Raw genomic sequence first — 15,406 nt, 5'->3', positions numbered from 1 at the left:
GTAATCAATTTGAAAGTCTGCACCTTCTTAAAATGAAAAGGTCAAATTGTAGGATTAAATCTCGGGGAATTTTAATATGCAGATTGGCCTGAATTTAAATTTTAGGGTATCGGATCCGGTAAGATCCGCATTGAGTTTCCCCAAATTGCAATGGCCCCAACATCCATAAAAGAAATAATAAGTTCCATCCACATGTTTGAAGACAGATTTATCAACCGGCTGAAAACCACGAAAAAAACCGAAAGCAAAGGATTGCCCAAAAAATATTTAAACCAGTGGATTAAACAATTGGATACCTTTTCTGGAGGAAAAAAGAAACATAAGTGCCAATATTTGAACCATTTGTAACATTGGATTTTTTTACAAAAGCACAACTTTGACATCAATAGAGAGTAGATCTTTTAATTGATTTTTGGAAGCTAAAAATTGAAAATTTAAATCAAATTTGACTTCCCTTTGATGAAAGGTTCCTTTCTATCCACATAATATGGTACCTATGAAAAGTCCAATAAAAGTAAAATACAATTCCTTTTACCCGGGGATACGATGTGGAATATTTTTGTTTTTTATTATTACCAATTCCTTTTGTCAAGGTACAATCCAGGGCAATGTGAAAAATGAATATGGTCAGCCCATTGCATTTGCTAACGTTCTTCTTTTAGATGAAAGGGATTCTTCATTGATCAAGGGGGTAATTTGTGATGAATCAGGAAAATTTTACTTATCACCAATCCTCAAGGGAAGCTATTTGATGTCGGCTCATATGTTGGGTTTTCAAACCTTCTTTTCTTCCCCTGTTTTTATGGAAGAAAACAACAGCCGAACCATAGATTTTATTCTCAGGGAAAAGGTATCGGAATTGTCGGAGGTTTTGGTTGCTGCCCAAAAGCCATTATTTGAACAGCAACCGGGGAAGCTGGTCGTAAATGTAAACAGCAGCGTCATTTCTTCGGGCTCCTCCGTACTTGAAGTACTTTCAAGAATTCCCGGAATTCTGATAAACCCGCAAAATAACTCCATCACCATGAACGGAAAAGAAGGAGTAATGGTCATGTTCAATGGTAAAATGGTCAGGCTACCTCTAAACGTGCTGGTTCAGATGCTTTCAGGCATGAATGCGGATCAGGTAAGCACCATTGAAATCATCAACAATCCTCCTGCCAGATATGAAGCTGAAGGAAATGCAGGATTAATTAATATCATCAACAAAGAAAACCTGGAATTGGGAACCAACGGCTCTTTTTCAGGAAACTTTGGAACCTCCTTTGACAAGCAGGTCCTGGAAAGGTTTGGAGTGTCCACAAACATTAACCACCGGGGCAGAAAATTGAGTTTTTACCTTAATGTTTCTGCACGAAGGGACCATTTCTTAATGTTAAACACCCAAAACCGAAATGTTAATCAAGACGGATTGAAAATTGGTAACGATTCGGAATTTCAGAGGGATTTTATGGTTTGGACACTGAACGGTCAGGGTGGATTTGAAATTACAATGAATGCCAATACTTCTATAGGTGGGCAACTTACAGGTATTAGTACCAAGCAGGATCAGGTAGCTTTCGGCCAAACTGAAATCAGTTATGCGAACCTTTTAAATACCAGGATCAAAATAAGAGATTTGGAAAGAAACCACTGGTGGGGTTATGGGACAAATCTTTACTTTACTCATAGATTTCCAAAAGGAAGCTTTCTCACCTTTGACCTGGATTACCTGTATTATTTTCACAATAATCCACATGATTACCGGTTCAACTATTCATTCTATCCAGAGCCATCTGAGGAAGTAGAATTGTTGGTCAATGATAAACATACTCCTATACACATCAGGGTTGCCAAATCAGATTATCAACAAAACCTCAATGAAACCATTAGCATGGAAATGGGAGTAAAAGGTACGCTTTCTGAGATAGAGAATAAAATCGTGGCTCGAAGATTCAAGGAAGAAATTTGGTCTAGAGACAAAGAACTTAGTCAACATGTACTGATGAAGGAACACATCGGGGCGGCTTATTTGAGCATTGATGCAAATCCAGGTGCCAAAACAAGAATGCAGGCAGGTCTTAGATATGAACAAACTTATACCAATATAAAAAATTTCAATGGGGATTCCATTTTATCAAGAAATTACGGCAATCTCTTCCCAAATTTTTCAATCAGCAGGGAGATCAAGGGTGATCACAAAATCATGCTTTCTTTTGGAAGGAGAATCACCAGACCAACCTATAATGATCTGGCCCCTTTTGTGACATTTTTTGATCCCTTAAATTTGGCAATGGGTAATTTGGAATTGCTGCCCTCCCTTTCTCACAGCTTTCAGACTAATTTTCAATTTAAAAAATCCTATTCCATAAATTTTGATATCACCCAGATCAAAAATCTAATAGGTTGGGATATTTTGGTGTTTCCAGACCGGAATATTCAATTGATACAAAAAAATAATTTTGACAAAAGTCGGAATATATCCCTTTCCTTTAACGCCCCCAATAATTTTTCAGCATGGTGGGAAGGCAACAGTTCTCTTCAAGTAGTCAATCAAAAAGTAAATTCCATTAGCCAGGGAAATTCAAGAGAAGAAACCAATATTTACATTCATTTCAATTCTTCCCAGTCTTTTATTTTCGGAAAAGGCTATTCCGCAGAGGTTTCCGGATTTTATATCAGTCCCCAACTTCAGGGGCTTTTAACACAAAAATCATATGGGAGCTTGAATGTTGGCTTTCAAAAGGAGCTGAATAATGATAAAGGTATTTTTAAATTGGCGGGGGAAGATATTTTGTGGACAAATCAATTTTCTTTTACAAACAATAATTCCCAAATCGGATCTGATTCAGATATTGTTATTTTTCTGACTTCCCGACTTATCCGTTTGACCTATTCGAAAAATTTCGGCCGGTCCGGCATTAAATCAGTGAAGAAAGCAGCTGGATCTGAAGAGGAAAGAAATAGGGTTCAGTAAAAGAAGAACCTGTAAAACTGAACTGCGAGAGGATATTATCCACAGGGCTGTTTATCTTTATTTAGCTGCTCTTAAATAGAATATCCGGAAAAGAATATTCGGGAGGCAAAATAGGCTTTTAGCATCTACAATATTTGGCAGGTTATGGCTGCTGTAAAATAAATTTAAACCATGGTGGAAAACAGTTTTATTTATATATATTTAACATATATTCAATTGAATTATAGTCACTTAACTATTCAAATATGTGGCCTTTTTTAAACCAAAACAATTTTATCATATGTAAAGGACTATTTTTCTTTCTATTTTTTTTCTTTAACAATCATACCTCCTCTCCTACTTCAGTCTTCAGCTTGAATGGCTTGGATTCACAAACAATTACCCTGAATCAAAACTGGAAATTCCACCCCGGGGATGATCCATCCTGGGCGAATCCCATTTTGGACGACAGCGATTGGGCTTTAACAAACCCCACCACCGATATCCATTACCTGACTGAGTTGAGAAAAGCCGAAATTGGCTGGTTTCGTTTGCGTATGAAGGTGGACACTTCGTTACTAAACACTCCTTTGGCAATGACCATTTTCCAGCGGGGTGCTTCTGAGATCTACCTGAATGGCAAGTTGATTCATAAATTGGGTGCGGTCAGTCCCGACTCCCATAAAGAAATGATCTTCAATCCAAACTTAACCCCATACAGTTTTCAGTTTGAAGGCTATCCCGATCAGGTTTTGGCGGTACGTTTCTCTTTTACAAAAAGAAATCCCTATATGAATTTTCTTGGGCTCTGGGGCGGCAATCCGGCACTGATCATTCAATTGGACCAAATGGATAAGGCTATACAAAGCATGTTGCAGACACGGGCTGTATCTACATCCAGATTGGTGGGAAAAGCTACTTTTTTATTGTTTTTGGGATTGCTGCACCTTTTCTTTTTTATCACTTATCCATCCAATAAAACCAATCTTTATTACAGCCTGTTCACCAGTAGTTTGGCATTAGGCTACTTCCTGGAACATGTATTTCGTTTTATGCCCAGGGAAGGGGATTCCTATTTTGTAATAGGATTGATCAGTTGCCTGTTTTTCAGCACGTACATCATATGGGGAATTTTGGCGGTATATTCCTTTGCCAAGGAAAGACTGGATGGTTTGTTTTGGTTGGCCACTGTTTCAGCTTTGTTGTTTATTCCCTCCTGGAAATGGCCCTATGAAGCAGCCAACTATTATTGGCCCTACTTCCTTTTTTCGGGACCAATTGTCGCAGTTTTGGTTAGCCGGAGAGCTGTCAAGAAAAAACTCAAGGGTGCATGGATTGTATTTTTAGGTTGGTCTGGAAATTTTCTTTTTTGGTTACTATTCTGCTTGTTTTTCTTTGACATCCTTCCACGCATTCCTCATGATATAGCCATCACACTGGATTTGGCCGTATTTTGTTCCGCCACTTCCTTTTCTGTTTTGTTGGCTATAGAATACGCTCAAACCAAAAGGACTCTTCAGAGCAGCCTGTTAGATATGGAAGTCAAGCGGATTGAAACCCAGAAAATGAGAGAACTGGACAAGACCAAATCGGAATTTTTTGCCAATATCTCCCTTGAGTTCCGAACTCCCCTTACCCTTATCACCGGCACCGTAGATCAATTGGAAGGAGTTCGAAATGGCCATCCCTTGCTCCAGGAAGGTCATGGACTGATTAAAAGGAATGCTGCAAGGCTCCTCCAGTTGGTCAACCAGTTGCTCGACCTTTCCAAACTGGAGGCCGGTAAATTGACCCTGGAAAAGGAACCCGGAGATATTGTCGGTTTTGCCAAAAGACTGGCCGGTACCTTTTCCTCCCGGTTTGAAAGCAAGCAAATCGCTTTTTCCAGCAGTTATCCGGAAAGCCCCATTTACCTGAACTTTGATCCGGACAAGCTGGAAAAGGTGCTCTCCAACCTCCTGTTTAATGCCTATAAATTCACCCCAATTGGCGGACAAGTGCAGTTTGAGGTTATGATCCTGGCCGAAACCGAGACGGGTGTCCAACTGCATTTCCAAATCACCGACAGTGGCATCGGAATACCCGCCGAAAGGCTGCCGTTTATTTTTGACCGCTTTTACCAGGGAGAGTCCGCTGCCACCCGCAGCTACGAAGGTACCGGCATCGGGCTGGCACTGGTCCAGGAACTTACCGAGCTGCAGGGTGGAAACATCAAGATGGAAAGCATTCCCGATTCGGGAACCTGCTTCTCCGTAAACCTGACCCTGGAACGGGTCGATCCCAATGCGATTCCCAGACTGAAACCAACAGAACCGCCTATCGCTTCTGTCTGGAAAACGCAGGAAACCAATCACTCCGGGATTAACCACCACAAGCAAGTAGCAGACAGCCCCAGTACCTTACCTGCTGTGCTTATCGTCGAAGACAACCAGGAACTGCTGCATTTCCTTGCCCAAAGCCTGCAGGGGCAGTACCGGATATTGCAAGCTGAGAATGGGCAGGAAGGGCTACGGATGGCTACTGCAACCCCGCCCGACCTGATAGTATCCGATGTCATGATGCCGGTAATGGATGGTGTCAGCCTTAGCGAGCAGTTAAAAAACGACGAACGGACCAGTCATATCCCCATCGTCCTGCTTACTGCCCGGGCGGATTCGGAAAGCAAAATCAGTGGGCTGCAAACCGGAGCCGATGCCTACCTCACCAAGCCTTTTGACATGAAGGAGCTCAGGGTACGCATGGAACAGCTTATTGAAGGGCGTAAAAAACTCCGGGAAAGGTTTAGTCGTTCACTCAGCCTGAAGCCCTCTGAACTTGCGGTGACATCAACGGATGAAAAATTCCTGAAAAAAGCCCTGGCCATCCTGGAGGAAAACCTGGACAATACGGATTTTGATGTAGAAGCCTTCAGCCGGGATATCGGGATGAGCCGGACCAACCTTCACCGGAAGCTCAAGGCATTGACCGATTGTTCGGCTACCGAATTTATCCGGATAGTCCGACTGAAACGGGCCATGTACCTGCTGGAACAAAAAGCTGGAAATGTCTCTGAAGTGGCCTATGCCGTCGGGTTCAACAGCTTATCTTATTTCAATAAGTGTTTCAAGAAACAGTTTGGAAAAACACCATCTGGGTTTATTTCTTCCTGAACAAACTACCTGATTTTCTTGCAATTTCAGCCTTAATAAAGAAACCTAATACGAAATCCGGATTGAAATCGAACATGGAATAGAGGAATTTCAAATCCAACTAAAAAGAACCGGAACATTTGTTCCAAAGAGATTCAACTAAGTATAAGATTTTATAGTAAGAGTCCTTCTTAAAATGGGAAACTTCAACCAGTCTTGGAACATCTGTATCAACAGTTGAAACTTATGTACTAACAACGCAAGAGGGTAATTATCTAGCTTTAAACCAGATAACAAACCCAATAAGTCATGAAAGAAAAAATAGAAACAAAGAAACAAACTAACAACACTTTATTAGGAGAGCATTTTGAGCAAGTAGCCTGGGTGGTCCCAGATATTGAGAAATCTGCAAAATTTTTTCAAGAGACCATGGGGGTTCCGCGTTTTCTGAAAATGGAAAATTTACAGTCCCGGGACTTGGAAGGCACCTATAAGGGACAACCTTCCGATTTTAAATTTCATCTGTATTTGTCCATGTCCGGCGAAACCATGTTGGAGTTGATCCAGCCGGTTTCTGGCAAAAGCATGTATACCGATTTTCTGGCCGATCATAAAAATGGGGGCATTCAGCATATTGCTTATGCAGTACAAGTTACAGCATTTGAAAATGCTGTTAACCAGTTGAAAAGCAAGGGGTACAGTGTCAGCCAAAGCCTGGTTTTACCCGTGGCAAGCGTTGCTTATTTTGATACTTATAAAGAAATAGGGGTTGCAACGGAGATAATTGGACTTACAGAGGCCGGGAACCAACTTATCGAACAATTAAAAACCGGGGATTATTAATGCTCAAGGTGCATCCCGAGAAATACGGGGTCGGTAAACCCCAATCGTCTTTAACCGTTGATTTCTTTGAGACCTCGATGGTTTTTTCGTAAACGCTTTGAGAAAGACCTTCGGGATTCGGAAAACCGCAAAGGTCTGCATGCTCGATAACCGTTGAGGTCTTTGAGACCTCGATGATTTTTTCGTAAACGCTTTGAGCAAGACCTTCGGGGTTCGGAAAACCCCAAAGGTCTGCATGCTCGATAACCGTTGAGGTCTTTGAGACCTCGATGATTTTTTCGTAAACGCTTTGAGCAAGACCTTCGGGGTTCGGAAAACCCCAAAGGTCTGCATGCTCGATAACCGTTGAGGTCTGCGAGACCTCGACGGTTTTTTCATAAACGATTTATTCAAGACGAGGTTTTGGAAACCTCAAGGGTCACAGTCGAATTACTTTTCCTTTTCCATTTTCTCCGGTCTGCAATTCAGCCCAAAGGTGGACTCCACCGCATTGTACCAATCTTCATCGGACTGAGCGTTCCAATCCACCCATTGTTCATCATTCATGGAGCTTCTCCAGTTCCAAAAGGGTTCTGCATCCGGTCCCACAGGATATCTCAATTGCCAGGAACGACTTTCGGCAACTTCCAGGATTTTGTCAGCAACAAGCGAAGGAGGCACCGCTGATTTAAGGGACTCGACCCAGAAATGCCCGATCCGTCGGGCCTGCGGATAAAAAGATTCGTCATTTTTTGAAATACCAAAGGCCATTTCCGTGTTGATGATTCCCGGCTCAACCAAAGAAACCCGGATATTGTAAGGTTTTAAGTCTTGTGCCAATGCTTCGGTAATGGCTTCCAGCGCAAACTTGCTGGCACTATAGGTTCCAAGTGGACTTAAAACAATTTTACCGGCCATGGAACTGACGTTTATGATAAAGCCATTTTTATTTTTCCGCATGGCAGGCAAAACAGCCTTGATACACCGAATGGCTCCAAAATAGTTGGTTTCCATTACTGCCTTAAATTCAGCCATGGGCATTTCCTCTACTGAACCATGCCGTTCGATTCCCGCATTGTTCACCAAAATGTCAATAAGGCCATGCTCTTTAGTGATGGAATCGATGCAGTGTTTTACGGATTCATCCCTATCCACATCCATTTTATAGAGGTGGACAGACAAGGATTCATCCTTGATTTGTTGCTTAAAATCAGCAGCTTTTTCCGGATTTCGCATGCTTGCAAAAACCTTGTGGCCAGCCCGGCCAAAGGCAAGGGCCGTTTCCCTCCCGATCCCCCTACTTGTTCCGGTAATCAATACAGTTTTCATGATTAAGTTAAGTTATGTTTACTATTATTCCAAGGTCAAAAACTCGCTATTTGCCATACGGCGTTTTTTAGTCAGGGAGCAATATTATTGTTACACCTGAAGAAGTTTTTGGGGTCATATTTTTGTTTTACCTGCCGCAACCTTTTATAATTTTCTCCATAGGCAGACCGAACCCGATCTGCCCCTTCATCATTGAAAAGTGCGTTGACATATACACCACTGCTAAAAAAAGGTTTCATGGCCTCAAAGAAATCCCTGGTCCAACCAATATGGATATCATTTTCATCAGGTTGGTTCCACAAGGAAATAATCACAAAATCATAGGGAGATTCCCTTTGTCTAAAGGCGGTTGCATCCGGAGCTACTTGGTTGATGGCACCATGGTGGTGTTCAATGAGGACCATGGTACGGGGAGATGTTACGGATGGAATTTGATTTTTAAAGGTTGAAATGGCCTCATCGCTTAAGGAAGTGAGCTGATTTGCCTTCCAATAGCTAAATTGTCCATGGGGCACCGTTGGGTCGAGCATTGCCTGCTGCTGGAGATAAGGCATGGGTCCAATCATGTCCACTAATGGGGGACCGAACGCACGCAGAGGAGCGATAAGCTTTTCTCCTTCTTTCAGGTCATGACCACAATAACACAATGCCATACCAGCCATGGGCATGCCTTCAGGACTCGTCATGGTGAAAGCATAGGTGGTTAATTCATCCGGCGCATTTTTTGTAAAGTTTCGGAAAAACTTCAGCATTTCTTCTATTTTTTCCATGGGATGCAGCACCATGCCTCCTATGATGTTTCCGACCGGGTGCAATTGATAAGTAAAGGAAGTCACTATCCCAAAATTCCCCCCGCCTCCTCTGATGGCCCAGAAAAGGTCTGGATTTTCTTCTGCGCTGGCCTGCAAAACTTCTCCATCGGCGGTTACCAGTTGTGCGGAAAGCAGGTTGTCGCAGGTAGCACCGTATTTTCCCATCAACCAGCCTACTCCCCCGCCTAATGTCAGTCCAGCTATACCAGTGGTGCTTACTGCCCCTCCGGTCACCGCTAATCCATGCTCCTGGGTAGCTTTATCCAATTCCCCCCACAAAACTCCCGGCTGCGCTACTGCCCGCTTTGTGTTAGGATCTACAATGATCTCCTTCATATTGGAAAGGTCAATGACCATCCCTTCATCACAGATGGCAAATCCGGCAGCATTATGTCCGCCTCCCTTTACTGCCACCAATAGCTGGTGTTTCCTTGCAAAATTTACAGCAGCGACGACATCGTTGACATGGGCACACTGGATGATACAGGCAGGTTTCCGGTCGATCATGCCATTCCAAATCGCCCTGGATGCATCATAATTTTCTGAATCAGGCAATATGAGCAAACCAGTCAGGGTCTTTTTCAGGTCTTCCCAGGTTTTTTTTTGATAGGGTTTTTTGCAGCGTTTCCATGTATAAAAGAATTTATGTGAAAGATCAATGGAAGAATGTGTTTTGTTACTTCTCATAAATTTATATGGTTTGGATTTGTAGCTATCGTACAAATGTTTCAAATGATTGTCTTTTTGTTCCATCTTTTTTTTTCACCTGAGAATCGATCCTTTACAATAGCCATTGGAACATCTGCACCGGTTTTTGGAACATTTGAAAAAGTCCTTTTTCTCTTTATTGCCTAGGTTTGTTCAGGTCCAGGGACGCGGGTAACAACTACCAAGTACTCAAGGGGCTTATCTAACCTGTCACACTAAAACCCAATTTTTATGAAAACCAACGAATTGATTTCAGACGATAAAAAAATCGCAGAAATTGAGATGGAAGCATTTAAATCATCTCTGAGGGGAGCGCTTCTCCTTCCCGATCAGGAAGGCTACGACCAATCCCGGACCATCTGGAACGGTATGTTTGACAAGTACCCCACCATGGTAGTCAAATGTGCCGGGCCTTCAGACGTGATTGCCGCAGTGAATTTTGCCCGGGAAAATAAACTGATACTGGCAGTTAAAGCGGGGGGACACAGTTTTGCCGGAAGGTCTACCTGTGATGGCGGACTATTAATTGACCTATCCAATATGAAAGGTATCCGTGTGGATAGCTTAAAGCAAACCGCCAGGGCTGAAGCCGGTGCCTTGTTGTCAGACCTGGATCATGAAACACAGGCATTCGGTCTTGCGGTCACAGCGGGGGTGGTATCACACACCGGCATAGCAGGATTGACGCTGGGCGGGGGACAGGGGTACCTGATGAATAAATTCGGGCTCACCATTGACAACCTGCTTTCGGTGGACATGGTGTTGGCAGACGGAAGCTTTGTCAAAGCGTCTAAATCCGAAAACGAAGACCTGTTTTGGGCCATTCGCGGCGGCGGGGGAAATTTTGGTGTGGTAACCTCGCTTGAATACCAATTGCATAAGGTGGGGCCGGAAGTATTGGCTGGCATGATCCTCTATCCCCTGGATCAGGCTAAAAAAATGTTGCAATTTTACCGGGAGTACTCCATGAATACACCCGACGAAATGAGCGTTATTGCCGGAATCTTTACACTTCCCGATGGGGTGAAGGTTTTTGGATTTGTGGTCTGCTGGATGGGAGATTTCGATGAAGGAAATCGCCAACTGGAACCGCTTCGAGCACTACCACCACCCCTGGCCGATTTGATAGCTCCTGTCCCCTATGTCCAACTTCAGAAAAGTTTTGATGCAGCAGTACCTCATGGCATGCATCGGTACAACAAAATGGGGTACATACCGGAAATAACGGATGAACTGATCGACATTATCGTGAGAAACACGAAGGAAGTCAGTCCCTATTCCATGATTTTATTTAATGTAATGAAAGGAGCAGTGACTCGGGTGAGGCCAGAAGACACTCCCTTCCCCTACCGGGGCAGGCAATGGTATTTTGACATTACCCCACAGTGGGTCGATCCTGAAGAGGCTGATTCCCTGATTGCCTGGACCAGGGCATTCTGGGACGAAGTGGAACCCCATACCCAGGGCACTGCGGTCAACTGGCTCTCTCCTGACGACGGCTTAGACCGGGTCAAGGCGGCTTACGGCCCCAATTACTACCGACTGGCCCGGCTCAAGCACAAATACGATCCGGACAATTTCTTCCGGTTAAACAACAATATACTACCGAATGCAAACGGGTAGAATTAATCTGTGAAAGGCTGATGCTATCCAAAAGACAAAGAAAACCGGATGACAGGTCAGTGGATCAATAAAAGACCATCGATCGATCCTGTATAGAAGGTTGGCACCGCCTGGCATGTGTCTCAAAAACTCCGGAAATCCGGTTCTGATGCCACTGTCATAGGGAATTAGTAGCTTATTTCATCTTTTTCACGACAATATGGAAAGACATCGCAACAATAACGAAAGCATTGGCAAGATGGAAACGTTAGCTTACACCAAGGTTTTCAACTCCACATAAGGGCTTAAATAATTTTGAAAATTTTACAAAAAAAATCCATTCCAACTAATTCCCTTATATGGAGGCGGTCTATGCTAGAATGTATTCTAAAAGAAATCTTTTCGAAAGGAGCAGGCCATTATTTAAAGAAATACGCGCCATAACTGTTGTAATCCTTATTGGAATGCTCACTGCTTTTGATGGAATTGGGCAATCCCAGATCAATGGCACCATCCAGGATGTTTCAGGTAAGCCCGTCCCGTATGCTAATGTGCTGCTTAGGACTGAACTTGATTCCTCCCTGACCAAAGGTGCGATTTCCAATGAATCCGGCGACTATATTTTTACAGATATCCCAAAAGGGGAATACTTTGTGGAAGTAACCATTTTGGGATATGCGAAAAACTATTCACCGGTGTTCCGATTTTTGGGGACAGAAAAAAGGGTATTCATGGCCACCTATACCTATAAGTTTGGGAATAGCAAAATCAAAGGAACCAGAGAGAGAAAAGTAGGATTCCAGGAAGAACAGCAAAGGGTTACCAATTGACCCATTCCTTTTTTATCCTGATCGTCGCATAGCTATAGCTACTTCTTCTTTTCACCCACGGACGATTTGTTCTGATTTTTAGAACATTTGGCTCCATTCATTTCTCAAATATCCTTTAGCTTTGATCAGGTCTGTCGAGTAAACCCGTACATCTCAGCCCGAGATTCTCACAGAACCGTACGAGAATCTCTCTACTCATACTGCCCTTATTATTCTACCTTTAATACTTGGTTTTGACATCATCTAACCCTTTCGACTCCTCTGCGGCAGTTCATTTACATTCGTCTTTTTATTCCTTACCTGACCCTTATCAGGGCCTTTTCCTCTAACGCTCACTACCGGGGTATTTAACCCAAGCAGCTTAAAGCCGGTTTGAAGCCTGTGCCTGTACACCGACTCCCAGGGACCTCATCATTCGCACAGCATTTGCCGAAGCTATTCACAACACTCAATAGCCAAGATTTTTCACCCTACAAGGATTGATTGTGCAGGCTTTTAAATGAAAAACAACGATTTAATTTCAGAAGTACGAAGACGGTACAATTATACGGTTAATTGAAACATCTGTGCTAATCAGTTCCTTCCATTTTTCGCAAATTTACCCCCAACTACTACAATGCTTTGTTGGGCAGCTGATCGACAATTTACTTACCCCTATCTAAAACTTGCATGCCCTACTCAAAGCTTGGGTAATTGAAATAAGCTTCATCCGTCTATTTAATTGATTGGCCATGAAACAGTATCGATCTTTAATATCAATTATTTTCCTGATCAACTTCGGGTTTTCCTCCCTAATTGAGGCAAACTGCCAGGGGCGTATCGATGGGAAAGTTCAGGATGTTTCAGGTAGCCCCGTACCCTATGCCAACGTGCTTTTGTTGTCGGCCACAGACTCTTCGGTAATTAAAGGCACGGTAACTGAAGAAAGCGGCAGCTTTTATTTTAATGATCTGAACAAAGCGCAATACCTGCTAAGCGTCACCCTGATCGGCTATACTAAGTATTGGGACCATATTATGGTTCAAGCCAATACTGAAATTGACCTGCCAATCATCAGACTCACAGAATCAGAAAATGAACTCGATGAAGTACAAGTGACTGCCCAACTCCCGCTTTATGAAAAAAAGATTGACAGAATGGTGATCAATGTACAGTCCAGTATCACTTCAGCAGGCAATTCGGTATTGGAGGTGCTTCAGAAATCACCGGGAGTGATGGTCAACAGTCAAAGTAATGCGATCCAACTGAACGGTAAAGGTGGGGTAACCATCATGATTAACAACAGGATCCAAAGATTACCCTCGGAGGTAGTATTCCAGATGCTGGATGGCATGAGCGCAGCCAACATCAAAAAGATTGAACTGATCACCACCCCTCCAGCCAAATACGATGCCGAGGGTATGGGGGGGATCATTCATTTGATATTGGCTGAAAGTGAAGATCTTGGTACGAATGGCAGTTTTGGATTAACGGGAGGAATGAATGCCAGAGAAACCCTGGGAGTTAATTTCAACCTCAACTACAGAAAAAACAAATTTTCTTTTTTTATTGACTATTCATTACTGTATGATCACAATGTTCAGAATTCTAGAAACAGATTTCAGATTAGTAATCCAGGGTTTGTATCCAGCTTCCATTCTATTATGGACAGGCCTTATAAGCTCACCACCCAGAACGTAAGGACCGGATTAGAATGGGAATTGAACAGCAATACCAGGATCGGGAGCATTTTATCAGGCTTTCAAAGACACCATCACATGTTTGCTTCCTCGATTTTCAACAATAAAATTACAGCAGACTCCTCAAGGTATGGTACGATCAAAATTGAAGAGTTGAATTTATGGAACCACTTTACTTCAAATATACACCTCATCCATAAAATCAATCAGCATAGCTCCCTCAGGCTGGACCTGGATTATAATTGGTCCAAAAACAACAACCCTTCGGATTATCTGATTAATTCCAATTATCCAGAACGCCAGCTTTCCACCTCTGAAATAATCGATGTGACTAAGGAAACGCCTATTCACATGAAAGTAGCAGGATTGGATTATACCCTCCATCCCTCTGATGCCTTTAAATTTGAAGCCGGATTTAAGGGTACTTTTTCAAATTTTAAAAATAATGTGGAAGTGCTTTTTACGCAAAATGAAAGGACTTCCAGAAATGAAGAATTATCCATTTTGGCTTACCTGGAAGAAAACGTATTGGCCGGGTACGTATCAGCTGAATGGACAATCAATGAATTCAGCCAAATCATTGGAGGTCTTAGGTTTGAAAATACCCAAACCTATATCAGTACCGCTACAGAAAAAGGGGTTGTGGACTGGGATTTTGGTAATTTCTTTCCAAGTATATTTTACAGGAGGGTGATTGACAACAAATTTTCACTTAATTTTAGCTATTCAAGAAGAATTGAGAGACCTAACTTTAATGACCTGGCTCCCTTCGTGTTTTTTGTGGATCCCAATTCATTTTTCTCAGGAAATCCAGCTTTGCTGCCTGCGAAAATAAATGGGGTAAAAACGGATATTAATTTCAAAAGGGCCAGTATGTCTTTGGAATACAGTCATATTAAAGATCCCATTGCCCCCTTTCAGCCTGAGTTCGATTCTCTTAATAGTAGACAGGTTTTTCGCTCCCAAAACCTGGACTATCAAAAGATCTACAGCATCAACCTCAGCCTTCCCTGGATCATCACGGACTGGTGGGATATTCAATTGAACACGGGAAGTTTTTATACCCAATTAAGGACAGCGCACCTGGAAGAAAATAAAAATTCGAATTTTTTCAATTTTACGGCAAATGTGACCCATAATTTCAAACTGCCCCACGATTTTTCTGTAGAAATTACTGGTTTATATCAGTCAAAAATGAATTGGGGTATATGGCAATTTGACCCCATAAGCAATCTGAATGTAGGTTTTCAAAAAAAACTCAACAATAATAGGGGAACCTTAAGGTTAACCTTTGATGACATTTTCTATAATAACGTTTTAGACTTAACATCTTTTATTCCTGAATATAACATGAGCAGCTTATTTGTTTTGGACCGGCATGTGCAAGCTGTTCGACTAAATTACACCCGGAACTTTGGAAACAAAAAATTGAGGGGAGTCAAAATCAAATCCGGTTCTGAAGAACTGCAAAAAAGGGTACAGACGAATTGAAATAAAGAGGGAGAAGAAAAATTGCCTCTAAATGGAAGGTATTTTAAAAAACATATCCATTAAAAATATA

At 42.4% G+C, this 15,406-nt stretch carries 8 protein-coding genes; 6 read left to right on the top strand and 2 right to left on the bottom strand.

Annotation, left to right across the window (positions count from 1 at the left end; genetic code table 11):
- Positions 1-487 precede the first annotated feature (487 nt).
- The 3 genes from GL182_RS20065 (at position 488) to GL182_RS20055 (ending at position 6,906) form a co-directional block, all read left to right on the top strand.
- On the top strand, positions 488-2,956 hold the full coding sequence (locus tag GL182_RS20065) for an outer membrane beta-barrel family protein (protein WP_317167819.1): 2,469 nt from the start codon (positions 488-490) through the stop codon (positions 2,954-2,956).
- A 362-nt stretch (positions 2,957-3,318) separates the two neighbouring features.
- A complete protein-coding gene (locus GL182_RS20060; protein WP_163381570.1) occupies positions 3,319-6,084 on the top strand; it encodes a response regulator in 2,766 nt (921 codons plus the stop codon).
- A 288-nt stretch (positions 6,085-6,372) separates the two neighbouring features.
- Positions 6,373-6,906 (top strand): VOC family protein, encoded by a 534-nt coding sequence (locus GL182_RS20055; RefSeq protein WP_163381569.1) that lies wholly within the window; start codon positions 6,373-6,375, stop codon positions 6,904-6,906.
- A 429-nt stretch (positions 6,907-7,335) separates the two neighbouring features.
- Here GL182_RS20055 and GL182_RS20050 read toward each other — a convergent pair whose 3' ends face one another.
- Entirely contained in the window at positions 7,336-8,214 is an 879-nt protein-coding gene (locus GL182_RS20050) for an SDR family NAD(P)-dependent oxidoreductase (protein ID WP_163381568.1), read from the bottom strand.
- A gap of 71 nt (positions 8,215-8,285) precedes the next feature.
- The gene (locus tag GL182_RS20045; RefSeq protein ID WP_163381567.1) at positions 8,286-9,713 is read right to left on the bottom strand and encodes an FAD-binding oxidoreductase; all 1,428 of its coding nucleotides are present in this window, start codon (positions 9,711-9,713) and stop codon (positions 8,286-8,288) included.
- Between the two features lie 252 nt (positions 9,714-9,965).
- On the opposite strand from GL182_RS20045, the gene GL182_RS20040 reads away from it, so the two are divergent.
- The 3 genes from GL182_RS20040 to GL182_RS20030 all read left to right on the top strand — a co-directional run bounded on the left by GL182_RS20040 (position 9,966) and on the right by GL182_RS20030 (position 15,336).
- Positions 9,966-11,357, top strand: coding sequence for an FAD-binding oxidoreductase (locus GL182_RS20040; protein ID WP_240469904.1), 1,392 nt, complete (start codon positions 9,966-9,968; stop codon positions 11,355-11,357).
- A 443-nt stretch (positions 11,358-11,800) separates the two neighbouring features.
- On the top strand, positions 11,801-12,166 hold the full coding sequence (locus tag GL182_RS20035; protein ID WP_163381566.1) for a carboxypeptidase-like regulatory domain-containing protein: 366 nt from the start codon (positions 11,801-11,803) through the stop codon (positions 12,164-12,166).
- A gap of 731 nt (positions 12,167-12,897) precedes the next feature.
- Complete coding sequence (locus GL182_RS20030; protein WP_163381565.1) at positions 12,898-15,336, top strand: outer membrane beta-barrel protein; 2,439 nt, start codon at positions 12,898-12,900, stop codon at positions 15,334-15,336.
- Positions 15,337-15,406: the final 70 nt, after the last annotated feature.

This window comes from Cyclobacterium sp. SYSU L10401, assembly GCF_010993705.1.
In the GTDB taxonomy this organism is placed as follows: Bacteria; Bacteroidota; Bacteroidia; order Cytophagales; family Cyclobacteriaceae; genus Cyclobacterium.
Note: the sequence above shows the minus strand (reverse complement) of the source record. Positions and strands in the feature narration are given on the sequence as shown.

Excerpts from the sequence above, each read along its gene's own strand:
- GL182_RS20065 (WP_317167819.1), top strand. The coding sequence starts at position 488 with ATGGTACCTATGAAAAGTCCAATAAAAGTAAAATACAATTCCTTTTAC.
- GL182_RS20055 (WP_163381569.1), top strand. The coding sequence starts at position 6,373 with ATGAAAGAAAAAATAGAAACAAAGAAACAAACTAACAACACTTTATTA.
- GL182_RS20050 (WP_163381568.1), bottom strand. The coding sequence starts at position 8,214 with ATGAAAACTGTATTGATTACCGGAACAAGTAGGGGGATCGGGAGGGAA.
- GL182_RS20045 (WP_163381567.1), bottom strand. The coding sequence starts at position 9,713 with ATGAGAAGTAACAAAACACATTCTTCCATTGATCTTTCACATAAATTC.
- GL182_RS20040 (WP_240469904.1), top strand. The coding sequence starts at position 9,966 with ATGAAAACCAACGAATTGATTTCAGACGATAAAAAAATCGCAGAAATT.
- GL182_RS20035 (WP_163381566.1), top strand. The coding sequence starts at position 11,801 with ATGCTCACTGCTTTTGATGGAATTGGGCAATCCCAGATCAATGGCACC.
- GL182_RS20030 (WP_163381565.1), top strand. The coding sequence starts at position 12,898 with ATGAAACAGTATCGATCTTTAATATCAATTATTTTCCTGATCAACTTC.